The organism is Streptomyces sp. NPDC001502 (genome assembly GCF_042894785.1).
GTDB lineage: Bacteria > Actinomycetota > Actinomycetes > Streptomycetales > Streptomycetaceae > Streptomyces > Streptomyces kutzneri.
This window is the reverse complement of record NZ_JBIAVW010000027.1, coordinates 74,648-100,020: the sequence shown is the minus strand read 5'-3', so window position 1 is coordinate 100,020 and position 25,373 is coordinate 74,648. Positions and strand designations below refer to the sequence as shown.

The following is a 25,373-nucleotide window of genomic DNA, read 5'->3' as shown; positions in this document are numbered from 1 at the left end:
TACCGGGCGTCGCAACCCGGTGAGCCCTGCCGGTCACAGCACTACTAGGGCCCGCCTATGCGGAAACCCGGCCCCACGAACCCTGTCACCCGATCGTGGAAACCGCGGCCTCCGGTCGATGGCCGAGCGCCCCGCGCGTCCGTGTCCCCACCGACGGGAACGGATGCGCCGGTCGAAGGAGGCGGCGTCCAACGGCGGGGCGGTGAGGCCCGCTTCGCGCACCCCCTTCCAGGCCGTGTCGGAGCGGATGCGGGGCAGCCGGTGGGCGGGACGGTCCGGGACCGCGAGGCGTCGGTGATCAACACACTGCTGGACCGGATGGTCGGGCAGGGGATGCGGCGGGCGTCGCCGCGGCGGGCGGCCGGCTCATGGTGCCGTTGCTGCCACCGCTTGAGACGACGGCCACGGCAGAGCCCCCGGACGGAACAGCCGACGCCTTGGTGTGGATTGCCGGCCCAGCACTTGCGGTCGGCTTCGCGAGGGCACTTCTCAGCCATCGCGCTCGAATTTGTCAGGCAGACATCTCTTGAGCATAGATGCTGTATGCCAGAGCCAAGGCTTGAATGCCGTTGGTCAGGGCAAGCGGCTCCACATACTCACGGAAGGCCCCGTATCGGAGGAAGTACGACTCTCCTAGCTGCCCGACTCCTACCACTCCGATTTCACTGGTTGCAGCAAGAGCCGCCGAGAGGCCCTTGCCCGACACGTCGATCTTGGCTAGCAGCAGGACCATGGTGGGGTTGACATTCGTCGCCAGCAGGATTCCTACGGGACCCAATTCCGGTCGTCCGTTTACACGCGCATCGAACTGGTAGAGGCCCTCGCCGTGGTCCTGAAAGTTCGAGACGTCGGTGTCGAGGTGTATATACCTCTTCATGGTTGTTTCGTCGAGCATACGTTTCCTGTCGTTTAAACGTGGTTGACTTTCAGAGAATTAAGAGCACGCCGCAGTTCGGGTAGATTCCGGGCCTTGTCGTCCAACTTCTTGTAGATTTCATTATTCGAGTTGAGGGTGCCCCGGTCGCTCTTCTCCTTAAGGTATTGGAAGTCTTTGGCGTAGTCGGCGGGCAGTGCCATGCGAGGATCCTTTCCGATCCGGTAATGCGGATGTAGTCGCAGGCTACAGAGATGCCAGCTTGAATCGCAACTCATGGATCTCGGGATAGATCTCCTTATTCACGCGATTGAGCGCGGCCAGGGAGAGCGCCGACCGTTGGGATCGTCGAACCAGTTCGATTCGCTCCTGCTCTTGCTCCTGGCGACTCTTTCCCTTTATGCCTCCAAATAGACCCTTCTTGGGTTCTGGAATGGGAAGCAATCGCGCGACGGCGGCGGAAATTCTTTGTTCGTCGTCGTGTTCGCCACGCTCTGCGGCATCTGCAAATTCTCTCAGCGCGGCGGCCTCGGCAGTCAGTTCAGCAAGCCTTGCACGCATTTCATCTGGACTCATGAACGATGCCCTCCGGACTGTCGGCGTAGCGCTCCTGCCCAGTCAGCAGGCCCCACAACAGGATCGATTTTATGTGTCGTCAGCGGCAGAGTTTGAAAGTATCAGGCGTCACGGCATATTTCTCCGACTTCGGGCACATCGGATTAAACTCTGACGGACCCAGATAGCCGATCAAGAGATCGTCCCCGTCACACCCAGGGGCACGGCCGGCCGACACTGAGTCTTTCCCAACCTGACGGCCGGGTTGGGTACTGAAATGACATGCGTGAGGTCGGTAGGGTCGTTTGTCGCCACTGTCGGCGCCGGCGTTCCACCGACCGCTGGCCCGCCCTCAGGGCGGCGATGTCCCGCGTTCTTCCCCCCGCCCCCGAAGCGCACCACGGCCTGAAGCCTGACCCGCTCCCGCGCGGCCCTCCCGGCGTCGGTCAAGCCGCCGCCCTGCGCGTACCTCATACCCCAGGGGTACCGGAACCACCCGGTGCCTGTCAGGCGAACGGCCCCGACATCACCCAATCAAGTTCAGTGGGGCCGGCTCCCGCCGCCAGTACACGGCCGCCGTCCACCCCTGACCGGTCCCGCTCACCGGCATCGAGCGCGCCGCCGCGATCCTTGCCGTACCTCCTGGCGGGTGAGGCCGCTCCCGGCCAGGGCCGCGACCCGCGACTCGGCGGGGGTCAGGGCGAGTTCGGGCGGGGTGCCGGCCGGCCCGGGTGTGCCCGGCAGGTCCCGCTGGGCCTTCCAGGGCACCGCAGGCGAGGGCGAGCGCCGCCGGTTCGCGCAGCAGCTCCCGCACGGCGCCCTCGCGCACCACACGGGCCACCGCGCGCGGCGCCCGCGCGACGGATCGGCACAGGCCGCCGTCGCGCGCATACTCGGCCAGCCTCAGCTCGAACTGACCGGCCTGCACTGCCACATCGGCTCCCGGATCACCGAGGTGGAGCCCTGCCTCGTCGCCCCGCGACGGCGGGATGAGCGACAATCCGCGGCCCGCCCTGTAAGGCTGGTTCGGCCGGCACTCCGCTGCCGGTGCCTGCACGGTCACGGTCGTCGGCCGGCACCGCGAGGCCGGGGACGTTCTCGCGGCCGGTGGGGAACTGCCGGGCGACATCCACGCCGGTGACCTGCTCGCCGTACCGGTGGCGGGCGCGTATCAGCTGTCCACGGCCTCCGGTTACAACATGGTGGGGCGTCCCCCGGTGGTCGCCGTCCACGAGGGCACGTCGCGGGTACTGGTCCGGCGCGAGACGCTGGAGGACTTCCGCAGCCGGGACATCGGCGGCCAAGGGCTGTCACGGCCAGTAGACGAGCTCGATCACGATCGCAGCGATCACTCCCCAGACGCCGATGCCGAGGAGCCACAGGGCGTCGAGGACGGCGCCTGTGGCGATGAGGGTCAGGCCGGCCGCCGCGAGGGCGAGTACGGTCCGGCGGATGGCGCGGTCGGGGCACGAGCGAGTGGTCACATCAGTGAGAATCCCGCCCGGCTCTCGTCGTGGCGAGGGCCGGGCGGGATTCCTGGCGGCGTTTTGACGCGGGTGGCTCAGCCGGCGTGGACGTGGGGGCGGCGGGTCCGGTCCGGTTCGGCTTCCCGGATGACCTCCCGGGTGACGGGGGCGACCTCGCCCTGGCCGAAGAGGAAGAAGCGGAGGAAGTTGGCCATCGGGTTGCCCTCGGTCCACTCGAAGTAGATGTGCGGGCGCTGGCCGGTCTCGTCGCGTACGTGGAGGAGGAGCGCCGCGAGGGCGTTGGGGATGCTGGAGCTCTCCAGGGTCAGGACGCGGTAGCGGTCGTGCAGCACTTCGCCGCGTACACGCATGCCGGATTCGAACTCGGACGCGTCCAGGACGGTGACCTCGACGAACATCACGTCGTCCCCGGCCGGGATGTCGTTGTCCGCGCGGATCTGTTCCTTCTTCTGCCGGTACTCCTCGCGGTCCCGGTTGTCGGGCTCGTTCGCGATGAAACGGATCGTGCGGTTGGCCGTGTCGCGGATGAACCGCTGGGCCATGTCGTCGAACTCCACGTGCGTGACGCGCAGCTCGAAGACGCGGGCGAGACGGGAGAGGAGGGAGAGGGCCATGATGCCGGCGATGAAGCAGGCGCCGATCTTCACGCCGTCCGGCCGCTCCACGATGTTGACGGCGGTCGTGTAGATGAAGACCGCCGAGATGATGCCGAAGCCGATGGTCCAGCCGCGCTCCCCCGCCCGGCGGGCGGCGATGGTCACGGCGACCGCGGCCGAGGTGATCAGGACGAGGACACCGGTGGCGTACGCGCCGCCCTGGGCGTCGACGTCGGCGTCGAAGATCCAGGTGACCAGGAACGCGATCAGGGTGAACACGATGACCATGGGGCGCAGGGCGCGGGCCCAGTGCGGGGCCATGCCGTAGCGGGGCAGGTAGCGCGGCATCAGGTTCAGCAGGCCCGCCATCGCGGAGGAGCCGGCGAACCACAGGATGAGGATCGTGGAGATGTCGTAGACCGTGCCGAAGGCGGAGCCCAGGTACTCGTGCGCAAGGTAGGCGAGCGCGCGCCCGTTCGCCTCGCCGCCCGGCTCGAACTGGGCGGCCGGGATCAGCAGGGTCGTGATCAGGCTGGAGCAGATCAGGAAGATGCTCATGATGACGGCGGCCGTGGTCAGCAGCTTCTTCGCCCCACGGATCCGGCCGGCGGGCTTCTCGGGGGTGTCCTCGGGATCGCCCTTGACGTGCGGCATGACCGCCACACCTGTCTCGAAGCCGGACAGGCCCAGCGCGAGCTTCGGGAACACGACGAGCGCGATGGCGATCATCATGAACGGATTGCCGTGCTCCGCGGTCAGCGCGGTCGTCCAGTCGGTGATGACCTGCGGCGCCGTGAACACGTGCCACAGCCCGACCGCCACCACGATCACGTTCAGGCCGAGGTACGTGAAGACGAGGACCACCGCCACGCCGATGGCCTCGCTGAACCCCTTGAGGAACACCGCGCCGAGGAGCGCGATCATGATGAGGGTGATCAGCACCTCGTGGCCGTGCAGGGTGCTGGTGAGGTGCGGGTTCTCCACCAGGTGCGCGGTCGCGTCGGCCGCGGAGAGGGTGATGGTGATGAGGAAGTCGGTGGCCGCGAACCCGAGCAGGGTCAGGACGAACAGCTTCCCCTTCCAGAACGTCAGCAGCCGCTCCAGCATGGCGATGGAGCCCTCGCCGTGCGGGCTCTCCTCGGCCACCCGCCGGTAGACGGGCAGCGCGCCGAAGAGGGTGAGCAGTACGAGCACGATGGTCGCCAGTGGCGACAGCAGCCCGGCCGCGAGGAACGCGATGCCGGGCTGGTAGCCGAGGGTGGAGAAGTAGTCGAGACCCGTCAGGCACATGACCCGCCACCACGGCCGGCCGTGTGGCTGGGCGGCCGCCTCCTTGGCGGCGGGCGAACTGTTCTCGGCGGTCAGGCCTTCCAGCATCCACGCGCGCAGGCGTGACGTGCGGGCAGGGGTGGCCATCGTGGGGGGCTCCTGTCGTACGGCAAAGAATCAGCCATCGACAACGACGGCTGAGCAAGCGTATGCAGACCGATCCTTTATGCACGCGAGCGAGCAAACCCTGACGCGTCCTTAACGCAAACAGGGCCACCTGTGGCGTAGCGGACGTACTCCCCTTGCACCCGGAACCCCACCTGCCGGACCGGCAGCCGGCCCGTCCGGACGGGTCGAAGTGGAGGGAAAGGCGGCGCACGTCACCTCGGCAACCCGGCGCAGGAGGCAGGGCGGGGGCGGCCCGGACGGAGGCCGCCCCCCATACGGGCAATTGACTCCGCCCTGACGGAGGTCGTTCGAGGCGGGGAGGGACGGCGACGTCGTCACGCGAGCCGCCCGGCCCCGGTGCCCCCACCGGATGCCGGACGGCTCATGTGTGGTGCGACGGCTGACCGACGCACGGTCGCACCCGGCCGGACCCCCCACGGGCTGGACCGAAATGCGCTGTCTCGGCGGTGTTCAGGTCACCGCCGTCCAGCCGCGCGCCGCCGGACCGTCACCCGGCTCCGTCGCGACACCAGTCTGTGACGGGCCGGCGGCCGCGACGACACTTCCTGACGCGTTCCTTCCGCACAGCCGCCGATCTTTGACGCGGCCCTGATGACGTGCACGCATGCGAGTGAGCCCCGTCACCGGACGCACGTCAGAAGGCTGTCGAGGAGCCGTTCGGAGTCTTGTCCACCCGTTCCGGATGCGCCCAGACGGGGTCATGAGCAGCGGTCCGCGCTACGACGATCGGCCACCGAATCGGGTGCGGCCGACGGCGCCCGCTGTCCGCCCGGCCGTCTGACACAGGCCGCGCGTCATCCACGTACGTTCCGTCATCCCTCGAAGGGCCGGCCCGGGCTTCGTACGCGTCTTTCCCCCGCTGTGCCGGCGCCGTTCGGCCGGCTCTCAGGGGCGGGCGGCGCCCCCGAGCAGGGTGAACGCGGCCTCGCGCAGGCGGGCGTCGGTGCCGGCCGTACGGCGACCGGTGATGCCGGAGCGGAACAGGGCGGACCCCTCCATCAGCATGACGAACACCTCCGCCCTGTGCTGTGCTTCGGCGGCGCTCAGGCCCGCCGCATGCTCACGAACGAACGCGGCCACGTGCGTGACGTACTGGTCGTAGAAGGCACGGACCGCCGCGGCCGCTTCCCCGTCGTGCGCGGCCAATGCCCACACCTCGGTGAACAGCAGTACCAGGCGCGGGTCGTCGTGGTCGGAGAGGATGGCGTCGAGCAGCGCCTCGCGGTCGATGCCGTGCGCGGGCGCGGCGGTGAGGGCGGTGACCCGTTCCAAGGATGAGGCGAGGATGCGGTCGAGGAGCGCCGACAGGAGGGCGGCACGGGCCGGGAAGTAGTACTGGAGGTGGCCCAGCCGGACACCGGCTTCCTCGGCGACCGCCCGCAGGGTCAGTTCGGACCCTCCGGAGCTGGTGAGGACGCGCTCGGCCGCGTCGAGGAGGGCCGTACGCCGCTGGCGGCCCTTGGCGGTGGGTCCGTCCGCCGCGCTCATGCGGCGGCCTGCGTTCCGGCCCGGCCGTGGCCCGTGCCACCGGCGTCGTCCTCGTCGTAGGAGAGGCCGACGCCGTGTGCGGCGAGCAGCTCGACCGCGCGGGCGGGATCCGGGTGCTGCTCGGGGAAGACCACGCCCCGGGGGGCCGGGGAGCCGTCGGTGCCGAGGACGCGGCGCAGGCCTGCGACGGCCCCGACCGCCGTCAGGTGGTGCTGGCCGAGCGGGTCGGTGACGGTCGCGGTGCGCGTGAGCCCGCGATGGGTGACGTCCACGCGCAGCCGGGCCGTTCCACCGTCGCCCGGCGAGTGGAGCAGGGCCCGGCGCGCGGGGGCCCAGCGTTCCCCGTCGGCCCAGCGGAAGAATCCCGTGCCCCGCAGCGCGAGGAGCGCCCGGGTCGCGGCCGGGGAGCTGAACCCGATGCGGGTGGCCGCCGTGGCGGTGCCGAGGGTCAGCGGCAGGGTGAACTGTTCCGGGGTGTCGATGCGCGCGACGCGTACGGGTGTTCCTCCGATGCGTACCGTACGGGACTCCGTCATCGGGGAGGCGAGCCGGCGTCTCCCCCCGTCCACCACCTCGAACGCCACGCCCAGCCGGTCCATGAACTCGACGGAGTCCGCCCCGGCCCGGTCGGCCATGTCCCACCGGACGGCGATCTCGACCTGCTCGGCGCCGCCCAGTTCCTCGGCCAGCGCGGCCGCCACCAGGCTGCTGACGCCGCCCATCCAGGCGGAGGACAGCAGGACCGGGGCGGCCGGCCGGAGCAGGGCGGCGACGGTGACGGCCCGATGCAGGCGGCCCGTCCACCGGGTGATGTCGACGTAGGGCACGCCGGCGGCCGCGGCGGCGTGCAGCACCCGGTCCTCGGGGTCGTTGACCGAGCTGATGACAGCCCGGACGCCCGCCCGGAAGGGGGAGGGATCCGCCAGGTCCCAGGCACGCACCTCGCCCCCGACTTCGGCGGCGAGCGCTTCGCCCCGGCCGGGGTTGCGGCCGGTGAGCAGGGTCGGGGTGTCCACGGCCAGGATGCGGGCGATCTCGGCGCCCACGGTGCCGTATCCGCCGGTGATCAGTACGGGGCCGGAGGGGTCCGGGCGCAGCTCGTCGTGCGGTTCGGTGATCATACCCAAAATTCTAGGTCAGATGACCTAGAAATGCGATTCCCCCGTGCCTACGTGTCCGGCGGTCGCACCGGCCCGGCCCGGCGGCGCCCCCGCCGGCTCGGCCCCACTCACCCCTCGAAGCGGTACCCCAGGCCGGAGACCGTGATCAGGTGGCGCGGGTGCGACGGGTCCGCTTCCAGCTTCCGCCGCAGGTGAGCCATGTACACCCGCAGGTAGTTGGTCTGCGAGCCGCGGGAGGAGCCCCACACCTCCTGGAGCAGCCGCCGCTGGCTGACGAGCCGGCCCTTGTTGCGGATCAGGACCTCCAGCACGTGCCATTCCGTCGGCGTGAGCCTGATGTTCCTGCCTCTGCGCCTCGCCTTCTTCGCGACCAGGTCGACGCTGAACTCCTCGGTCTCCACGACCGCTTCGTCGGCGGCGACCAGGTCGCGCGGCAGAGAGCGGCGGGCGACGGCTCCCAGCCGGGCCAGCAACTCGTCCATGCTGAAGGGCTTGGTGACGTAGTCGTCGGCACCCGCGTCCAGGGCCTGGATCTTCTCCTTGGAGCCGTGGCGGGCGGACACCACCAGGATCGGCACCTGCGACCATGCGCGCAGGCGTCTGATCACATCGATCCCGTCCATGTCCGGCAGGCCCAGGTCGAGCAGGACCACGTCCGGACGGCGTCCCGCAGCGGACTCCAGGGCCGCGCCCCCGTCCGGGGCGGATGCGACGTCGTACTTCCGCGCCTTCAGACTGATGACCAGAGACCGCACCAGCTGCGGTTCGTCATCCACCACCAGCACCCGGGTCATCGGCGTGCCGCCTTCCTGTCGTACGTCATTGCGGAGCGATCGCGGACCGCTCCACCGGTGGTCGCCCGCGCCGCCGGCCACGGCTCGGTCGGCACGGCTCCGGCAGCATGAGCGCAGTGCCCGGATGGAGCACTCTCCCGATGAAACAGCGGTTTCCCGGCCGTCGCGGCACACCTTGACAACGTCCATACGGCCGGTGGCCCGACCTTGACGACCCTCATACGATCGTCAAGGTCTCCGGTCTGGAGTGAGCGCGCTCAACGGCTACGAGCGCAGGGGGGCTCGGCATCCCGCCGCACCGGCATCGGCAGCCGGGCGAGTGTCTGTCCCTCGCCGGACGGGGGGAGCGCGACGATGCTCAGCTCGGCCGCGACCACCCCGTCGTCATGACTGCCGGGTGGCAGGTCCAGCAGGAGGTGGTAGTCGCAGGACTCGCCGTCCGGGACCTCGATGGGGTACTCACCGGTGCCGGGGGCGACCTGATACCCGCGGCCGGTGAGATCGTCCACGGACGGTGTGAGCTGCTTGACGAACCGCACCTGCCCGCCTCCCGGCATCCCGACCCGCAGGGCGAGGTTACGGGCGGACGCCTGGCGGGTCCGGGCGATGAGCGAGGCCAGATCCTCTGCGAGTTGCGACGTGGGCTCCGAGAGATCCATGACGATGTCCATCGTGCCGGACAGCGCCGTGGTGATGGAGCTGATCGGGGCCACCTCCCAGTCGGTGCCGATGCCGCGCACGTGGCAGGAGAAACGGCCGACGCACGAGGCGAGCACGGCCGCCAGCTCTTCGGGGCTCTCCGCCGTGACGGTCAGGTCCATGAGGAGGATCGCGGTGCGGACGGCGTCGCCGTGCGCGGCCAGGAGCCGGTCGGCGAGCCGCAGCCATCTGCCGAAGGCGGCCGCCCCGATCGGCTCCAGCCCGGCCAGCGCGGCGCGCGCCTCGGCCTTTGTCTCCGCGTTCGCCCGGACCAGGCGCATGGTGTCGGGGTAGAGCATCCGGGCATGGTCCGAGCCCGCCACGACGGCGAAGGAAGCGCCCTCGTCCAGGCCGTCGATGGCGGTGGCGACCACAGCCGTCGCGGCGCGGAGGTCCGCTTCGGGGAGCCCTTCGGAGAGCCCGAGCAGGAGGACCAGCGCGCGGGGCGCCGCGGCCGCCGAATCGTCGGCGGCTGTGCCCGCGCCCGTCACCGTGACGATCGTGTGGACCTCGGTCGCCTCCGGGGGGAGGAACTTCTCGTAGTCCGCCTCCATGGTGAAACCGGAGGCGGGCGGGGCCGGCGCCGGGCGACCGGCGTACGCGTACCTGGGGTCCGGTCCGGAGGTGGAAGCGGATGTCGGGGCCTGTCGCGGCACGGAGAGCGGCGCGCCGGTTCGCCGGGAAATCAGGTCCCGGAGCCGGTCGGCGACGGCCCCGGCGTAGTCCGGCCGGTCAGTCGGATCCTTCGAGAGCAACACGGAGACGAACCGGTCGAGCTCGACGGGCACGCCGGGCCGCAGAGAGGCCAGCCGCGGGGGTGGTGTGTGGATGTGATCCATCATCACGACCCGGAAGTCGCCGTGTGCCGTGAACGGCGGCTTCCCGGTGAGGAGGGCGAACAGGACGCAGCCGAGGGCGTACAGGTCGGCCCGGCCGTCGACCCGCCGGCCTTGGCACTGTTCGGGGGCCATGTAGTCGGGCGTCCCCATCAGGCTGCCCTCCCGGGTCAGGCCGGAGTCCGCCTGGACGAATCCCGCGATCCCGAAGTCGCACACCTTCACCCGACCGCCGGCGACCAGCATGAGGTTGGCCGGTTTGATGTCCCGATGGACGATGTCCGCCCCGTGCGCGTACGAGAGTGCGTCGGCGGCTTGCGCGGCCAGGTCCACCGCCCGGTGCACGGGCAGCCCGGACGTCTGCTCCTGCAGCACCGTGCCCAGATTCCGCCCGTCGAGCAGCTCCATCACCAGGTGGAGCTGCCCGTCCTGTGCACCGCTGTCGAAGACCTGCGTGATACCCGCGTGCTGGAGCCGCGCCGTGACCTGGGCCTCGCGGTGGAACCGCTCCACGGCGTGGCCGTCCGCCAGATGCGGGGGAAGGAACTTGACGGCGACCTCGCGATCGAGCCGGGGATCGTGGGCCCGCCACACCTCACCCATCCCGCCGCGTCCGAGCAGTGCCTCCAGCCGGTACCGGCCGCCGATGTGCATCCCCGCGACGTTCAAGGTCCCCCGCATCCCGCCCGATCCCCCCGGGCCCGGCCCGCGCTGCCCCTACGGGATCCGCCCGCCGCATCCTACTGAGCGGCTTCTCCCCCGTGCACCCCGTGCAGACCCGTACGAGCTCAGGCTGCCGCCGCCCCCGGGAACTCCAGCCGGCGCGCGGGGCCCGTCGCGTAGTGGACGTACTCGCGGGTCAGGCGGAACCCGGCCGACCAGGCCAGCAGGCGGCTGGGGCGGTTGTCACGGGCGCAGGTCCAGCTCGGCGTGCGGCCGCGGGCGGCGATGTCCTGGCACAGGGCGGTGACGCAGGCCAGGGCGAGGTGTTGCCGGCGGTGGCCCGGGTCGGCCAGGGCCGCGACGTCCTCGTACCGGCTGCCGAGGAAGTAGGTGCAGGCCAGGGAGAGGACCCGGCCGCGGTGGAAGGCGCCCCAGCAGAGACCGCAGGACGCGAGCTGCGCGGGGCCGCCCCAGGTCCGGTGGATCCAGGCCGCTCCGGGTCCGAGGGCGACGACGGCCGGCGCGTCCTTGGGAGTCAGCCGGCGCACCGTGATGCCGGGAGCCGGGCGGGCGGCCATGGCGGGCGCCTGGTGCACGTAGACCATGCGTTCCCACGGATCCACGCGCCGGAACACGCCGCCGAGGGCGGGCAGGAAGCGGGCCGGGGCCTCGATGTAGCTGCCCGCGAACCGCGCGAGCGCGTCGGGTGTGAGCGAGCCCGGGTCACCGCGCAGCAGGAGGTGGTCCCCGCTGGAGACGGCGACCGCCCTCGGGTCCACGGCACGGTCCGCCCACCAGCGGCCGTTACCGGTGGCGATGACATGCTCGGGGAGAGCCGCGACGCCGGGCGCCCCGCCGGGGAACCAGCGGGCCAGGGCGGGGAGACGGGAGGGAAGGAGCTCGATCACGACGGACGCCGCCTAACAGAGAAGGAAGGAAGGAGGGAAGGAGGGGGCGGCCCGGGGCCGTGGGCCGCCCCCGCGGGGAACCGGCACCGGCCCGCCTTGCGGCCGGTGTTGGACTGGTGCGCGGGCCCCGTCAGACGCAGTGGCCGACGAGCTGATCGGCGAGCTTGTTCAGCCGCCTGACCGTGCGCTCGTCCGTCGCGCCCGTGGCGCGCCCCTCTGACGCCCCTCTGATGCGGTCTTGGCGGACTTCAGCCGAGCCCGGGGAGCGTGGAGACGAGGAGGTCGATGGCCTTGATGCCGATGAACGGCAGGATCAGACCACCGAGGCCGTAGACGGCGAGGTTGCGGCGCAGGAGGTCGTGCGCGGAGGCCGGTTTGTAGCGGACACCGCGCAGGGCGAGCGGGATCAGCGCGATGATGATCAGCGCGTTGAAGATGATCGCCGAGGTGATGGCGGACAAGGGGCTGTGCAGGCCCATGATGTTGAGCGCTTCCAGGCCCGGGTAGGCCGCGGTGAACATGGCGGGGATGATCGCGAAGTACTTGGCGACGTCGTTCGTGATCGAGAAGGTCGTCAGGGCGCCCCGGGTGATGAGGAGTTGCTTGCCGATCTCCACGATGTCGATGAGTTTGGTGGGGTTGGAGTCCAGGTCCACCATGTTCCCGGCCTCCTTGGCGGCCGAGGTACCGGTGTTCATCGCGACACCGACGTCGGCCTGGGCCAGCGCCGGGGCGTCGTTCGTACCGTCGCCGGTCATCGCGACCAGCTTGCCGCCCGCCTGCTCCCGCTTGATGAGGGCCATCTTGTCCTCGGGGGTGGCCTCGGCGAGGTATTCGTCGACGCCGGCCTCCTGGGCGATGGCGCGGGCCGTGCGCTCGTTGTCGCCGGTCACCATGACCGTACGGATCCCCATGCTCCGCAGCTCCGCGAAGCGTTCGCGGATGCCGTCCTTGACGACGTCCTTGAGGTGGATGATGCCGAGGACCCTCGGGCCGTCCCAGTCGTGGACCGCGACCAGCAGCGGGGTGCCGCCGGAGTCGGACACCCCGGCCGACCATGCGTCGGCTTCCGGCGGTACGGTCCCGCCCCGCAGCGTCACCCACTCGGACACCTGGGCCACGGCGCCCTTGCGGATGGCGCAGCCGGCCCCGTTCGGCCAGCTGAGGTTGATTCCGCTCATCCGGGTGCGGGCACTGAACTCGGTGAACCGGGGGTTGCTCAGCTCTTCCTGAGCGACCGGCTGGAGCCCGTACTGCCGGGCCAGGTCGACGACGGACCGGCCCTCGGGGGTCTCGTCGGCGAGGGAGGCCAGCTGGGCCGCGTCCGCCAGCTTGCCGAGGTCGGTTCCGGGGAACGGGATGAAGGCGGCCGCCTCCCGGTTCCCGTGCGTGATGGTGCCGGTCTTGTCGAGGAGGAGGGTGTTCACGTCGCCCGCGGCCTCGACCGCGCGCCCGCTCATCGCCACGACGTTGCGCTGGACGAGGCGGTCCATTCCCGCGATGCCGATCGCGGAGAGCAGCGCCCCGATGGTCGTGGGGATCAGCGTGACGAGGAGGGCGACGAGGACGGTGGTGGTCTGGGCGGCGCCCGCGTGGTCGGCCATCGGCTGGAGCGAGACGACGACCAGGACGAAGATGACGGTGAGGGCGGCCAGCAGGATGTTGAGCGCGATCTCGTTCGGGGTCTTCTGCCGGGACGCGCCTTCGACCAGGGCGATCATGCGGTCCAAGAAGCTGTGTCCCGGGCGCGAGCTGACGCGTACGACGATCGAGTCGGACAGCACGGTCGTACCGCCCGTGACCCCGGACCGGTCGCCGCCGGCCTCTCGGATCACCGGCGCGGATTCGCCGGTGACGGCGGATTCGTCGACGGCCGCGGCGCCGTCGATGACGTCACCGTCGGCCGGGATCAGCTCGCCCGCCTGCACCAGCACGACGTCCAGGGGCTGCAGCTCGCTCGGGGCGACGGCCTCCGTCTCGGCGTGCCTCAGGTTCGTGCCGTACGTCCAGTGCCGCAGCCGCAGCGCGACGGTGTCCGTACGCGCCTTGCGCAGCGAATCGGCCTGGGCCCGGCCGCGCCCTTCGGCGACGGCCTCGGCGAAGTTGGCGAAGATCACCGTCAGCCAGAGCCAGACGCTGATCACCCAGGTGAAGACGGACGGGTGGATGAGCGCCGACAGCGTGGTCAGCACGGAGCCGACCGCGACCACGAACAGAACGGGCTTTCGGATCAGCTCACGGGGTTCGAGTTTGAGTAAGGCCTCGCGGAAGGAGGCCGCCGGCCGTATCGACTCCGGCAGGGGCCCTCGGCCGGGGCGCCTTCGGGGTGGCCGGTTGACCGGAGCCTTCGACGGGGACGGAACACGGGGTGTCTGCCGGGTGGCAGCGGGAGGCATGGCGAGACCTTCGGGTCGAATCGGCGCAGCCGGAACGTGGATGCACCGCCGGGGATCCGTCCCTCGTGGGACCCCCTCCGGCTCGTCGTGCGACGTGGGATCCCCGGCGGTGGAACGAACAAAAACCTACCGGCCCTGGGACCCTCAACAGCCGTACCGGGCAGGTAATTTGTGCCTTCTTGACGGCGGGCGGACCGAAGGCGTCAGGACCCCGTGAAGGAGGCGTCAAGGACCGGCGGCCGGGCTTTCGCCGTGATGCGGAAGCGGAGGCGGCAGATGACGGCGTCGGTGTCGCGCCGGACCGCGTGGGCGACGACGGAGCCGCGCTGGTTCTGGAGCAGCCGCTGCCACAGGTGAGCGGGTTCGGTCTCCGGGATGAGGACGGTGACCTGGGCGTCCGGGTGGGCCTGCACGAGCCCCCGCACGTACGCCGACACGGGGCGGCCCAGCGAGCGGGTCTCCGAGGAGAGTTCGATCAGCTCGACGCCCGGCTTCCACAGCTCCCAGTCCCGGCGCAGGGCTTCGGCGGCCTGCCGGTCCTCGGCCGTGGGGTGGGTGACGGTGACGGCGAGGACTTCGTCGCCGAGGGAGCGGGCGGCGGTGAGGGCCTGGCAGGTCAGGCGGGACAGACCGGAGACGGGAACGACGACGAGCGAGTGGGCCTGGTGCGGCGGCTGCGGGACGCGGCCCAGCTCCAGGCGCTCGCCGATCTCGGCGTAGGCCCGGTGGATCTTCTCGAAGGCGAGGACGATCAGCGGCAGGGCGAGGACGATCAGCCAGGCGCCTTCGGTGAACTTGGTGGCGGTGACGACCACCGCGCAGACGCCGGTCAGCAGCGCGCCGAAGCCGTTGAGGGCGGCCTTGGTCTGCCAGCCCCTGGGAAGCTCGCCGTACCAGTGCCGGACCATGCCGACCTGGCAGATGGTGAAGCCGACGAAGACGCCGATCGCGAAGAGCGGAACGAGGGTGTTGGTGTCGCCGCCGGAGAAGACGAGCAGGGCGGCCGAGACGAGCGCCAGCCAGACCACTCCGTGGCGGTGGACCTGCCGGTCGGCCTTGAGGGCGAAGACGTGCGGCAGGTGGTTGTCCCGGGCCAGCAGGCTCATCAGCACCGGGAGGCCGCCGAAGGAGGTGTTCGCGGCGAGCGCGAGGAGCACCATGGTGGCGAACTGGACCACGTAGAAGGCCGCGTTGTGCCCGAAGGAGGCGTCGGCGAGCTGGGCGAGGACGGTGACGCCCTCGACCGGCTGGAGGTGGAAGCGGCCGATGAGGATGGACAGGCCGATCAGCATGACGCCGAGGAGGGCGCCGAGGGCGACCTCGGTGCGCTGGGCGCGGCGGGCGGCCGGGGCCCGGAAGGACGGTACGGCGTTGGCGACGGCTTCGACGCCCGTCAGCGCCGAGCAGCCGGCGGCGAACGCCTTCAGCAGCAGGAGTGCGCCGACCGCGGTGGCACCCTCCCCGAGCGCGGAGGCGTGCCCGGCGGCGGAGGCGGTGCTGACCGGGCCGTCGCGGAGGAGACCGACGGTGATCATCGCGAGGATCGACCCGACGAAGAGGGCGGTCGGGACCAGGAACGCCTTGGCGGAATCGACGACCCCGCGCAGGTTCACGGCGGTGACCAGGGCCAGGACCGCAAGGCAGATCCAGACCCGCTCACCGTGCAGGCCCGGGAAGGCCGAGGTCAGGGCGGCCACACCCGCGGTGACGGAGACGGCGACGTTCAGCACGTAGTCGAGGATCAGCGAGGCGGCCGCGACCAGGCTGGTCCGTCGGCCCAGGTGCCGCTTGGCCACCGCGTAGGACCCGCCGCCGTCGGGAAACGCGGCGATGACCTGCCGGTACGAGGCCACCAGCACCGCCAGGAGCGCGGCGATGGCGAGGGTGACCGGGAGGGTGAAACCCATGCCGTAGGCGCCCGCGGCGGCCAGGACGAGCACGATCGACTCGGGTCCGTACGCCACGGACGCCATCGCGTCGAGCGACAGCGCGGCGAGGCCTTGGAGGGCGGTCAGCTTGTGGCGGTCCCCGGCAGCGGGGGCGCTGAGGTCCGGGGGCTCTTCCAGGCCCGGGTCCTGGGCGACCGTGGTCGGTTTTCCTGCGTGTATGGCCATGTCGCCGGTCCCTCCGAATGAGCAAAGTGAGGACAGCGTCGGAGCCGCACGGGGCGGCGACCAGCACCCTTGGCGCATTCCATACGCCCGGCCCGCCACTCTTCACGCGATCCATACGCACAGGTGGGACCGGCGTCAGAGGTCCGTCAAGAGGCGGCACCCCGCGTTGCGCCGGCGCTACGGAGGGGCAGGCTTGATCTGGGCGAGAGTTCCCGGCTGCGACAGAAGGAGGAAGTTCCATGGACGCGGAGAACGTGGTCGGCTTGCTCATCGCCCTCGCGCTGCTCGGCTATCTCGTGGTCGCCCTGATCAAGCCCGAGAAGTTCTGAGCGACGCCCTTCATCACGATCGGCTTGTCCGGACGGGACGGGAGGCCTCACATGTCCGGCTACGTCCACCGGCTCCACGATCCCCTCGCGCTGGTTGCGGCCCTCGTGGCCCCCTTCGTCGTCGCGCTGGCGCTCGTGCCCTTCCGTACGGATCTTTCGGCGACGAACGAGGCGCTGATCATGGTCGTCGTGGTGGTCGCGGTCGCCGCCCTGGGTACGCGGGCGGCCGGCGCGCTGGCCGCCCTTTCGGCGGCGGCCTGGTTCGACTTCTTCCTGACCAGGCCCTATCAGCGGTTCACCATCGCCGACGGTGACGAGATCCAGACGGCGGTCCTCCTGCTCGTCGTGGGACTGATCGTCTCCCAGCTGGCGGTCCGTACCCGCCGGCTCCAGGCAGTCGTGGTCACGGACACGGCGCACCTGTCGAGCCTCCAGGGAACCGCCCGCCTCGCCGAGGACGGCGGCTCGCCGGAGGCGGTGGTCGAGTACGTGCGCCGGGAGCTGGTGGGCCTGCTGGGGCTGCGCGGCTGCCGCTTCGAGTACGGAACCCTGATGGGACACCTGCCGCGGCTGGAGCACGACGGCAGCGTCTGGCTGCGCCGCGGCAGGCGGATCACCGAGTACACCGAATGGCCGGACGGCGAGACCGAGCTGCGGGCCGTCGGCGGCGGGCACTACTACGGCCGCTTCCTCCTCGACGCGCACCCCGGCCGGCCGCTGCCGCCCGAGGAGGCCCGTCTGGTGGCCGTCGCTCTGGCCGCGCAAGCGGGCGCCGCCCTGGACTCGGCCGGCCTGCCCCATCAGGTCTGATGCCGCTCAGGTGGCATGCGCCGTCAGGGTGGCGTTAAGGGTTCCCGTCGCCCCGTATGGACCCCGTCAAAGCGTCTTAACACCCGGGTGAAGACACGGTTGTCTCGTCATCAGCCAACTGGCTGATTCATTTCTTCCCACTTCACTCAGGAGCTCGCGATGGCCGATCTGGCCTTCGTCGTCACCACGGTCGCGGTGTTCGCGCTGGTGGCTCTCATCGCCCGGGGGGTGACCAAGCTGTGACTGTCGAAAACGTCGTCGGCCTCGTGGTGGCCGTCTCCCTGCTCGGTTACCTCGTCCTCGCCCTTGTGTACCCGGAGAGGTTCTGAGCACTGATATGAGCCCCGTAACCGCTGGTGTGCTCCAGATGCTCGCGCTGATCGCCGCGCTGGCTCTGGCGTACCGTCCCCTGGGCGACTACATGGCCCGGGTCTACTCCTCCGAGAGGCACTACAAGCCGGAGAAGTGGATCTACAAGGCCATCGGCGCCAACCCGTCGGCCGAGATGCGCTGGCCCGCCTACCTGCGTGCCGTCCTCGCCTTCTCCGCCGTCAGCGTCCTCTTCCTCTACCTGATGCAGCGCGTTCAGGGCAGCCTGCCCGGTTCGCTCGGCTTCTCCTCGATCGACCCGGACCAGGCCTTCAACACCGCCGCCTCCTTCGTGGCCAACACGAACTGGCAGTCGTACTACGGCGAGCAGGCCATGGGCCACGTCGTACAGACCGGCGGCCTGGCGGTCCAGAACTTCGTCTCCGCCGCCGTGGGCATGGCCGTCGCCGTGGCTCTCGTACGGGGCTTCTCGCGCGCCCGCACCGGGGAGCTCGGCAACTTCTGGTCCGACCTGGTGCGCGGCACCGTCCGCATCCTCCTGCCGATCTCGGTGATCGGCGCGATCGTCCTGGTCGCCTGCGGCGCCATCCAGAACTTCGCCGGCATCCACGAGGTCGGTCAGTTCCTGGGGGGCACCCAGCAGTGGAACGGCGGCGCGGTCGCCTCCCAGGAGGTCATCAAGGAGCTGGGCACGAACGGCGGCGGCTACTTCAACGCCAACTCCGCCCACCCCTTCGAGAACCCCACCCCCTTCTCGAACCTCTTCGAGATCTTCCTGATCCTGGTCATCCCCTTCGCGATGACCCGCACGTTCGGCCGCATGGTCGGCAACCTGCGCCAGGGCTACGCGATCCTCGCCACCATGGGCATCATCTGGGTCGGCTTCACCGCTCTGATGATGTGGACCGAGTTCGCCCACCACGGCCCGGCCTTCGAGGTCACGGGCGGCGCCATGGAGGGCAAGGAGACCCGGTACGGCATCGCCGCCTCCTCGATCTTCTCGGTCGCCACCACGCTCACCTCGACGGGCGCGGTCAACTCCTTCCACTCCTCCTTCACCGGTCTGGGCGGCGGCATCCAGCTGCTGGGCATGCAGCTCGGCGAGATCGCGCCCGGTGGTGTCGGTTCCGGCCTCTACGGCATGCTGATCATGGCGATCATCGCGGTGTTCATCGCCGGCCTGATGGTCGGCCGCACCCCCGAGTACCTGGGCAAGAAGATCGGCACCCGCGAGATCAAGCTCGCCGCCTGCTACATCCTGATCACCCCCGCCCTGGTGCTCTGCTTCACCGCGGCCGCCATGGCCCTGCCCACCCCGGGCAACTCCATGACGAACTCCGGCGCGCACGGCTTCTCCGAGATCCTCTACGCCTACACCTCGGGCGCCAACAACAACGGCTCGGCCTTCGCGGGCCTGAACGCCGACACGCAGTGGTTCAACAGCACCATCGGCATCGCCATGCTGCTGGGCCGCTTCCTGCCCATGGTCTTCGTCCTGGCCCTGGCCGGCTCGCTCGCCGAGCAGAAGCCCGTTCCCGAGACCGCGGGCACCCTCCGTACCGACAAGCCGCTCTACGCGGGCCTGCTCGTCGGCACCATCCTCATCATCACCGGTCTGACCTACTTCCCGGCCCTGGCGCTGGGTCCGCTCGCCGAAGGGCTCGCATCATGAGCACCGCCACACCGACCCGTGCTCCGCACGACGACCTGCCAACCGGCCACAGGCCGCCCGCCGGCCGCGTCGGTGGGGGGCTGTTCGACCCCAAGGCACTGCTGAAGTCCTTCCCGGACGCGGTCCGCAAGCTCGACCCCCGGATCATGATCAAGTCCCCGGTCATGTTCGTGGTCCTGGTCGGGTCGGTCGTCACGACCGTCCTGGCGATCGCGGACCCGACGAACTGGTTCGGCTGGGCGATCACCGTCTGGCTGTGGCTGACCACGATCTTCGCCAACCTCGCGGAGGCCGTGGCCGAGGGCCGCGGCAAGGCCCAGGCCGACACCCTGCGCAAGGCCAAGACCGACACCGTCGCACGCCGCCTGTCCCGGGACGGCACGCGCGAGGAGCAGGTCCCCGGTACCGATCTCAAGATCGGCGACCTGGTGGTCTGCGAGGCCGGGGACATCATCCCCGGCGACGGTGACGTCGTCGAAGGCGTCGCGTCCGTGGACGAATCCGCCATCACCGGCGAGTCCGCCCCGGTCATCCGCGAGTCGGGCGGTGACCGCAGTGCGGTCACCGGTGGCACCAAGGTGCTCTCCGACCGGATCGTCGTCAAGATCACGACGAAGCCCGGCGAGACCTTCATCGACCGGATGATCGCCCTCGTCGAGGGCGCGGCCCGGCAGAAGACGCCCAACGAGATCGCGCTGAACATCCTTCTCGCGTCCCTCACGATCGTCTTCCTGCTGGCCGTCGTCACCCTGCAGCCGTTCGCGATCTACGCGGAGGCCAAGCAGTCGATGATCGTCCTCACCGCGCTCCTGGTCTGCCTGATCCCGACCACCATCGGCGCGCTTCTCTCCGCCATCGGCATCGCCGGCATGGACCGCCTGGTCCAGCGCAACGTCCTGGCGATGTCCGGCCGGGCCGTCGAGGCTGCCGGTGACGTCTCCACGCTGCTGCTCGACAAGACGGGCACCATCACCCTCGGCAACCGCCAGGCCTCGGAGTTCGTCCCGGTCAAGGGAACGACGGAGGCCGAGCTGGCCGACGCCGCCCAGCTGTCGTCCCTCGCGGACGAGACCCCCGAGGGCCGCTCGATCGTGGTCCTCGCGAAGGAGAAGTACGGGCTGCGCGAGCGCCACCAGGGCGAGCTCGCCCAGGCCGAGTGGATCGCCTTCACCGCCCAGACCCGCATGTCGGGTGTCGACGTGGACGGCAGGAAGACCCGCAAGGGCGCGGCCGGTTCGGTCATCACCTGGGTGAAGGAGCAGGGCGGCCGGGTCTCCGACGACGCCGACCTCCTCGCCAACCGCATCTCCGAGGCCGGCGGCACCCCGCTCCTGGTGGCGGTGGAGGACGAGAAGGGCGCCCGCGTCCTCGGTGTCATCCACCTCAAGGACGTGGTCAAGGAGGGCATGCGCGAGCGGTTCGACGAGCTGCGCCGCATGGGCATCAAGACGGTCATGATCACGGGTGACAACCCGCTGACCGCGAAGGCCATCGCCGAGGAGGCGGGTGTCGACGACTTCCTCGCCGAGGCCACCCCCGAGGACAAGATGGCCCTCATCAAGCGGGAGCAGGCGGGCGGCAAGCTGGTCGCGATGACCGGCGACGGTACGAACGACGCCCCGGCGCTGGCCCAGGCCGACGTCGGTGTCGCGATGAACACCGGTACCTCGGCCGCCAAGGAGGCCGGGAACATGGTGGACCTGGACTCCAACCCCACCAAGCTCATCGAGATCGTCGAGATCGGCAAGCAGCTGCTGATCACGCGTGGCGCCCTGACCACGTTCTCCATCGCCAACGACGTGGCGAAGTACTTCGCGATCATCCCGGCCATGTTCGCCGTGGTCTACCCCGGCCTCGACAAGCTCAACATCATGGGCCTGTCCTCGCCGAACTCCGCGATCCTCTCGGCCGTCATCTTCAACGCGCTGATCATCATCGCGCTGGTTCCGCTCGCCCTCAAGGGCGTGCGGTACCGGCCCACCAGCGCCGACAAGATGCTCCGCCGCAACCTCGGGATCTACGGACTCGGCGGCCTGATCGCCCCGTTCATCGGCATCAAGATCATCGACATGCTCATCTCCCTCATCCCCGGGCTCGCCTGAATTAGGAACGTGCTGATCCGCCATGAACAACTCTTTGAGCAACACAGCGCGCCTGATCGGCGCGGGTCTGCGGGCCCTGCTGGTTCTGACGGTGATCTGCGGTGTGCTCTACCCGCTGGCCGTCACGGGGATCGCCCAGGCCCTCTTCAACGACAAGGCCAACGGCTCCGAGATCAAGGACAAGAGCGGCCAGGTCGTCGGCTCCTCCCTGATCGGGCAGACCTACAACCTGCCCAAGCAGAACCCCGACGACCCGGAGGAGGCGGCCAAGCCGGACCTCAAGTGGTTCCAGCCACGTCCCTCCAACGGCCTGGGCAGCAACAGCGTCAACACCCAGTACTCGCTGATCCTCTCCGGCGCCACCAACCGCTCCGCCGACAACGGCGCGAAGGACGGCAAGTGCACCGACGAGGTGGAGGGCAGCCTCTGCTCCCAGGTCATCGCCGCCAAGGAGGCCGTCATCGCCGACAACTCCACCGCGGGCTACCAGGTCAAGCCCGAGGACGTGCCGGCGGACGCCGTCACCTCCTCCGGCTCCGGCCTCGACCCGGACATCTCCCCGGAGTACGCGAAGATCCAGGTCAACCGCATCGCCGAGCGGAACGGGCTCGACGTCAAGCAGGTCGAGAAGCTCGTCGCCGACCACACCACCGGTCGCACCCTCGGCTTCATGGGCGAACCGCGCGTCAACGTCCTCGAACTCAACACCGCGCTCAAGGCACTGAACAAGAGCTGATATTCCGCACAGCAAAGGTCCGGAGCCGGCAGGTCGCTCATCTCCCTCGGCTACGGCCGGGCGGGGAACCCGGCGTCCCGCCGGCTCCGGCCCCTACCCACCGAAAGAGGAAGGCCCCACACCGATGATCAAGGTGCTGGTGGTGGAGGACGATGCCCAGCTCGTCCGCGCGCTCAAGATCAACCTGGAGGCGCGGAAGTTCGAGGTGGAGACGGCTTCCGACGGAAACACCGCTCTGAGGCTGGCGGCCGCGCGCAAGCCGAGCGTCATCCTGCTGGACCTCGGCCTCCCGGACTTGGACGGCATCGACGTGATCAGGGGGGTACGGGAGACCAGCGGCGTGCCCATCCTCGTCCTCTCCGCACGTCACACCTCCGAGGAGAAGATCCGAGCCCTGGACGCGGGGGCCGACGACTACGTCACCAAGCCGTTCAGCATGGACGAGCTCCTCGCCCGGCTGCGAGCCGCCGTCCGCCGCCGGGAGGCCCCGGCGCCCGCCGACGAGATCGCCACGGTCACGACCGAGGACTTCACCGTCGACCTGGTCGCGAAGAAGGTCAGGCGAAACGATCGCAGCGTTCGGCTGACCCCCACCGAGTGGCATCTCCTGGAGATCCTCATCACCAATCCCGGCAGACTGATCAGCCAGAAGAGGCTCCTGCTCGACGTCTGGGGGCCGACGTACTCCGAGAACACCAACTACCTGCGGGTCTACATGGCTCAGCTGCGCCGCAAACTGGAGGCGGACCCTTCGCACCCGAGGTATCTGATCACCGAGCCCGGCATGGGCTACCGCTTCGAGGGATGACGTCATGGGACGCGGCAAGTTTCGCATCTATCTGGGCTCGGCCCCCGGCGTCGGCAAGACGTACGCAATGCTTTCGGAGGGCCACCGCCGGGTGGAACGCGGCACCGATGCCGTCGTCGCCTTCGTAGAGCACCACAACCGGCCGCGCACCGAGGTGATGCTGCACGGCCTGGAACAGATCTCACGGCGGGAACTGGAGTACCGGGGATCCACCTTCACCGAGATGGACGTGGACGCGGTCCTCGCCCGCCGCCCCGCCGTGGCGCTCGTGGACGAACTCGCCCACTCCAACGTGCCCGGCTCGCGCAACACCAAGCGCTGGCAGGACGTCGAGGAACTCCTCCAGGCCGGCATCGACGTCGTCTCGACCGTCAACATCCAGCACCTGGAATCACTCGGCGACGTCGTCGAAACGATCACCGGAGTGCGGCAGCGGGAGACCGTCCCCGACGAAGTCGTGCGGCGCGCCGACCAGATCGAGCTCGTCGACATGTCGCCCCAGGCCCTGCGCCGCCGTATGGCCCACGGAAACATCTACAAGTCCGACAAGGTCGACGCCGCCCTCTCGAACTACTTCCGGCCCGGAAACCTCACCGCGCTGCGCGAGCTCGCGCTCCTCTGGGTGGCCGACCGGGTCGACGAATATCTTCGCGAGTACCGCGGCGAGCACAACATCCGCACCACCTGGCAGGCTCGCGAACGCATCGTCGTGGGCATCACCGGCGGTCCGGAGGGACGGACCCTCATCCGGCGTGCCGCCCGCCTCGCGGAGAAGGGCTCGGGCGGCGAAGTCCTCGCCGTCTACATCGCCCGCAGCGACGGACTGACCGCCGCCTCGCCCAAGGAACTCGCCGTCCAGCGCACCCTGGCCGAAGACCTCGGCGGCACCTTCCACCACGTCATAGGCGACAACGTCCCCGACGCCCTGCTGGAGTTCGCCCGCGGGGTCAACGCCACCCAGATCGTCCTCGGCGTCAGCCGCCGCCGCTCCTGGCAGTCCGTCTTCAGCCCCGGCGTCAGCGCCACCGTCGCCCGCGAATCCGGACCCGACCTCGACGTCCACATCGTCACCCACGACGAGGCCGCCAAGGGCCGCCGCGGCCTGCCCGTCCCCCAGGGCGCGCGGCTCGGCAGACCCCGCCTCATCTGGGGCTGGCTCACCGGCCTCGCCGGCCCCGCCCTGCTCACGGTGCTGCTGAGTCAGGTCGTGCCCGAGCTCGGTCTCGCGAACGACATGCTGCTCTTCCTCACCTTCACCGTGGCGGCGGCACTGCTCGGCGGCCTGCTCCCCGCCCTCGCCTCGGCGGCCTTCGGGTCGCTGCTCCTGAACTACTACTTCACCCCGCCGGTCCACAAGCTCACCATCGCCGACCCCAAGAACATCGTCGCCATCGCGATCTTCGTCGGGGTGGCCGTGTCGGTGGCCTCCGTGGTCGACCTGGCCGCCCGCCGGACCCATCAGGCCGCCCGGCTGCGCGCCGAGTCCGAGATCCTCTCCTTCCTGGCCGGCAGCATCCTGCGCGGCGAAACCGCCCTCGACGCCCTGCTGGAGCGGGTGCGCGAGACCTTCGCCATGGAATCGGTGGCCCTGCTGGAACGCGGTACCGACGTGGATCCGTGGACGTGCGCGGGCAGCACCGGCCGCAACCCCGTCGCCCGGCCCGAGGACGCCGACGTGGACATGCCCATCGGCGAGAACATGGCCCTGGCCCTGTCCGGGCGGGTGCTGCCCGCCGAGGACCGGCGCGTACTCGGCGCCTTCGCCGCCCAGGCTGCCGTCGTACTCGACCGCCAGCGCCTGGTCGACGAGGCCGAGGAGGCCCGCCGCCTGATCGAAGGCAATCAGATCCGGACCGCGCTCCTCGCCGCCGTCAGCCATGACCTGCGCACCCCGCTCGCGGGCATCAAGGTCGCCGTCACCTCGCTGCGTTCCACCGACGTGGAATGGTCCGAGGAGGACCGGGGCGACCTCCTGGAGGGCATCGAGGACGGAGCCGACCGACTCGACCACCTGATCGGCAACCTCCTCGACATGTCCCGCCTCCAGACGGGCACCGTCGTCCCGCTCATCCGCGTGACCGATCTCGACGAGGTCGTCCCGATGGCCCTGGCCGGTGTCCCCGAGGACAGCGTGGACCTCGACATCCCCGAGACCCTGCCCATGGTCGCCGTCGACCGGGGCCTCCTGGAACGGTCCGTCGCCAACATCGTCGAGAACGCCGTCAAGTACAACCCGGCCGGCCAGACCGTGCACGTGTCCGCCAGTGCCCTCGCCGACCGTCTGGAACTACGCGTCGTCGACCGGGGACCGGGTGTCCCCGACGAGGCCAAGGACCGGATATTCGAGCCTTTCCAGCGGCACGGAGACGCTCCCGCGGGCACCGGGGTCGGTCTTGGGCTGGCGGTCGCCAGGGGCTTCCTGGAGGCCATGGACGGCACTCTCAGCGCCGAGGACACTCCCGGCGGCGGCCTGACGATGGTCCTCACCCTCCCCATCGCCGGGGACGCCCGTCCGGTGGCCGCCGAACTCCCGGCCGACGCCACGACGTGACCCGGCCCCCGGCCCGGGCGGCGTCCGGAATCGGGGTGCCCGATCC

Annotated in this window: 20 protein-coding genes and 1 pseudogene; 9 read left to right on the top strand and 12 right to left on the bottom strand. The window is 70.1% G+C overall.

Annotation, left to right across the window (positions count from 1 at the left end):
- Positions 1 to 511 precede the first annotated feature (511 nt).
- From ACFY0D_RS34410 to ACFY0D_RS34400, 3 genes are read right to left on the bottom strand one after another with little or no spacing between them, the layout of a single operon-like run.
- Positions 512 to 895 carry a hypothetical protein gene (locus ACFY0D_RS34410; RefSeq protein ID WP_390801839.1) on the bottom strand — a complete coding sequence of 128 codons (384 nt, stop codon included), beginning with the start codon at positions 893 to 895 and terminating at the stop codon, positions 512 to 514.
- 14 nt (positions 896 to 909) lie between these two features.
- The gene (locus ACFY0D_RS34405) at positions 910 to 1,077 is read right to left on the bottom strand and encodes a hypothetical protein (protein ID WP_390801838.1); all 168 of its coding nucleotides are present in this window, start codon (positions 1,075 to 1,077) and stop codon (positions 910 to 912) included.
- 43 nt (positions 1,078 to 1,120) lie between these two features.
- A complete protein-coding gene (locus tag ACFY0D_RS34400; protein WP_390801837.1) occupies positions 1,121 to 1,450 on the bottom strand; it encodes a hypothetical protein in 330 nt (109 codons plus the stop codon).
- Positions 1,451 to 2,288: 838 nt separating this feature from the next.
- Between ACFY0D_RS34400 and ACFY0D_RS34395 the strand changes: the two are divergent.
- Positions 2,289 to 2,727, top strand: a pseudogene (locus ACFY0D_RS34395) (hypothetical protein); the annotation flags it as partial.
- A 12-nt stretch (positions 2,728 to 2,739) separates the two neighbouring features.
- On the opposite strand, the gene ACFY0D_RS34390 reads toward ACFY0D_RS34395, so the two are convergent.
- From ACFY0D_RS34390 to ACFY0D_RS34350, 9 genes are all read right to left on the bottom strand, one after another.
- Positions 2,740 to 2,913 carry a hypothetical protein gene (locus ACFY0D_RS34390; RefSeq protein WP_390801856.1) on the bottom strand — a complete coding sequence of 58 codons (174 nt, stop codon included), beginning with the start codon at positions 2,911 to 2,913 and terminating at the stop codon, positions 2,740 to 2,742.
- 77 nt (positions 2,914 to 2,990) lie between these two features.
- A complete protein-coding gene (locus ACFY0D_RS34385; protein ID WP_390801836.1) occupies positions 2,991 to 4,928 on the bottom strand; it encodes an APC family permease in 1,938 nt (645 codons plus the stop codon).
- A 927-nt stretch (positions 4,929 to 5,855) separates the two neighbouring features.
- The gene (locus ACFY0D_RS34380) at positions 5,856 to 6,458 is read right to left on the bottom strand and encodes a TetR family transcriptional regulator (RefSeq protein WP_390801835.1); all 603 of its coding nucleotides are present in this window, start codon (positions 6,456 to 6,458) and stop codon (positions 5,856 to 5,858) included.
- A complete protein-coding gene (locus tag ACFY0D_RS34375) occupies positions 6,455 to 7,579 on the bottom strand; it encodes a saccharopine dehydrogenase (protein ID WP_390801834.1) in 1,125 nt (374 codons plus the stop codon). The genes ACFY0D_RS34380 and ACFY0D_RS34375 overlap by 4 nt, the downstream gene beginning before the upstream one ends.
- Positions 7,580 to 7,686: 107 nt before the next feature.
- Positions 7,687 to 8,373: a response regulator gene (locus ACFY0D_RS34370; protein ID WP_390801833.1), complete on the bottom strand. Its 687-nt coding sequence runs from the start codon at positions 8,371 to 8,373 to the stop codon at positions 7,687 to 7,689.
- Between the two features lie 257 nt (positions 8,374 to 8,630).
- Positions 8,631 to 10,589 (bottom strand): serine/threonine-protein kinase, encoded by a 1,959-nt coding sequence (locus tag ACFY0D_RS34365; RefSeq protein ID WP_390801832.1) that lies wholly within the window; start codon positions 10,587 to 10,589, stop codon positions 8,631 to 8,633.
- Positions 10,590 to 10,696: 107 nt separating this feature from the next.
- Complete coding sequence (locus tag ACFY0D_RS34360; RefSeq protein ID WP_390801831.1) at positions 10,697 to 11,479, bottom strand: GNAT family N-acetyltransferase; 783 nt, start codon at positions 11,477 to 11,479, stop codon at positions 10,697 to 10,699.
- Positions 11,480 to 11,727: 248 nt separating this feature from the next.
- The gene (gene kdpB / locus ACFY0D_RS34355) at positions 11,728 to 13,875 is read right to left on the bottom strand and encodes a potassium-transporting ATPase subunit KdpB (protein WP_390801830.1); all 2,148 of its coding nucleotides are present in this window, start codon (positions 13,873 to 13,875) and stop codon (positions 11,728 to 11,730) included.
- A 203-nt stretch (positions 13,876 to 14,078) separates the two neighbouring features.
- Positions 14,079 to 15,989 (bottom strand): APC family permease, encoded by a 1,911-nt coding sequence (locus tag ACFY0D_RS34350; RefSeq protein WP_390801829.1) that lies wholly within the window; start codon positions 15,987 to 15,989, stop codon positions 14,079 to 14,081.
- A gap of 239 nt (positions 15,990 to 16,228) precedes the next feature.
- Between ACFY0D_RS34350 and kdpF (ACFY0D_RS34345) the strand changes: the two genes are divergently transcribed.
- From kdpF (ACFY0D_RS34345) to ACFY0D_RS34310, 8 genes are all read left to right on the top strand, one after another.
- Positions 16,229 to 16,318 carry a K(+)-transporting ATPase subunit F gene (gene kdpF / locus ACFY0D_RS34345; protein ID WP_327301315.1) on the top strand — a complete coding sequence of 30 codons (90 nt, stop codon included), beginning with the start codon at positions 16,229 to 16,231 and terminating at the stop codon, positions 16,316 to 16,318.
- 51 nt (positions 16,319 to 16,369) lie between these two features.
- Positions 16,370 to 17,128, top strand: a complete 759-nt coding sequence (locus tag ACFY0D_RS34340) for a DUF4118 domain-containing protein (RefSeq protein ID WP_390801828.1) — start codon at positions 16,370 to 16,372, stop codon at positions 17,126 to 17,128.
- Between the two features lie 239 nt (positions 17,129 to 17,367).
- Positions 17,368 to 17,457: a K(+)-transporting ATPase subunit F gene (gene kdpF, locus ACFY0D_RS34335; RefSeq protein ID WP_037860493.1), complete on the top strand. Its 90-nt coding sequence runs from the start codon at positions 17,368 to 17,370 to the stop codon at positions 17,455 to 17,457.
- Positions 17,458 to 17,465: 8 nt separating this feature from the next.
- Positions 17,466 to 19,130, top strand: a complete 1,665-nt coding sequence (kdpA, locus tag ACFY0D_RS34330) for a potassium-transporting ATPase subunit KdpA (protein ID WP_390801827.1) — start codon at positions 17,466 to 17,468, stop codon at positions 19,128 to 19,130.
- Positions 19,127 to 21,232: a potassium-transporting ATPase subunit KdpB gene (gene kdpB / locus ACFY0D_RS34325; protein WP_390801826.1), complete on the top strand. Its 2,106-nt coding sequence runs from the start codon at positions 19,127 to 19,129 to the stop codon at positions 21,230 to 21,232. The genes kdpA and kdpB (ACFY0D_RS34325) overlap by 4 nt, the downstream gene beginning before the upstream one ends.
- Positions 21,233 to 21,254: 22 nt before the next feature.
- Complete coding sequence (locus ACFY0D_RS34320) at positions 21,255 to 21,968, top strand: potassium-transporting ATPase subunit C (protein WP_390801825.1); 714 nt, start codon at positions 21,255 to 21,257, stop codon at positions 21,966 to 21,968.
- A gap of 124 nt (positions 21,969 to 22,092) precedes the next feature.
- On the top strand, positions 22,093 to 22,776 hold the full coding sequence (locus tag ACFY0D_RS34315; RefSeq protein WP_390801824.1) for a response regulator: 684 nt from the start codon (positions 22,093 to 22,095) through the stop codon (positions 22,774 to 22,776).
- A 4-nt stretch (positions 22,777 to 22,780) separates the two neighbouring features.
- Positions 22,781 to 25,327, top strand: a complete 2,547-nt coding sequence (locus tag ACFY0D_RS34310; RefSeq protein ID WP_390801823.1) for an ATP-binding protein — start codon at positions 22,781 to 22,783, stop codon at positions 25,325 to 25,327.
- The last annotated feature ends 46 nt before the right edge of the window (positions 25,328 to 25,373 follow it).

Bases quoted from the DNA above. Each gene is read 5' to 3' on its own strand.
- ACFY0D_RS34380 (WP_390801835.1), bottom strand. From the start codon at position 6,458: ATGAGCGCGGCGGACGGACCCACCGCCAAGGGCCGCCAGCGGCGTACG.
- ACFY0D_RS34310 (WP_390801823.1), top strand. From the start codon at position 22,781: ATGGGACGCGGCAAGTTTCGCATCTATCTGGGCTCGGCCCCCGGCGTC.
- ACFY0D_RS34410 (WP_390801839.1), bottom strand. From the start codon at position 895: ATGCTCGACGAAACAACCATGAAGAGGTATATACACCTCGACACCGAC.
- ACFY0D_RS34315 (WP_390801824.1), top strand. From the start codon at position 22,093: ATGATCAAGGTGCTGGTGGTGGAGGACGATGCCCAGCTCGTCCGCGCG.
- ACFY0D_RS34370 (WP_390801833.1), bottom strand. From the start codon at position 8,373: ATGACCCGGGTGCTGGTGGTGGATGACGAACCGCAGCTGGTGCGGTCT.
- ACFY0D_RS34365 (WP_390801832.1), bottom strand. From the start codon at position 10,589: ATGCGGGGGACCTTGAACGTCGCGGGGATGCACATCGGCGGCCGGTAC.
- ACFY0D_RS34350 (WP_390801829.1), bottom strand. From the start codon at position 15,989: ATGGCCATACACGCAGGAAAACCGACCACGGTCGCCCAGGACCCGGGC.
- kdpF (WP_327301315.1), top strand. From the start codon at position 16,229: ATGGACGCGGAGAACGTGGTCGGCTTGCTCATCGCCCTCGCGCTGCTC.
- ACFY0D_RS34385 (WP_390801836.1), bottom strand. From the start codon at position 4,928: ATGGCCACCCCTGCCCGCACGTCACGCCTGCGCGCGTGGATGCTGGAA.
- ACFY0D_RS34400 (WP_390801837.1), bottom strand. From the start codon at position 1,450: ATGAGTCCAGATGAAATGCGTGCAAGGCTTGCTGAACTGACTGCCGAG.
- kdpB (WP_390801830.1), bottom strand. From the start codon at position 13,875: ATGCCTCCCGCTGCCACCCGGCAGACACCCCGTGTTCCGTCCCCGTCG.
- ACFY0D_RS34405 (WP_390801838.1), bottom strand. From the start codon at position 1,077: ATGGCACTGCCCGCCGACTACGCCAAAGACTTCCAATACCTTAAGGAG.
- ACFY0D_RS34320 (WP_390801825.1), top strand. From the start codon at position 21,255: ATGAACAACTCTTTGAGCAACACAGCGCGCCTGATCGGCGCGGGTCTG.
- ACFY0D_RS34375 (WP_390801834.1), bottom strand. From the start codon at position 7,579: ATGATCACCGAACCGCACGACGAGCTGCGCCCGGACCCCTCCGGCCCC.
- kdpB (WP_390801826.1), top strand. From the start codon at position 19,127: ATGAGCACCGCCACACCGACCCGTGCTCCGCACGACGACCTGCCAACC.
- ACFY0D_RS34340 (WP_390801828.1), top strand. From the start codon at position 16,370: ATGTCCGGCTACGTCCACCGGCTCCACGATCCCCTCGCGCTGGTTGCG.
- kdpA (WP_390801827.1), top strand. From the start codon at position 17,466: ATGAGCCCCGTAACCGCTGGTGTGCTCCAGATGCTCGCGCTGATCGCC.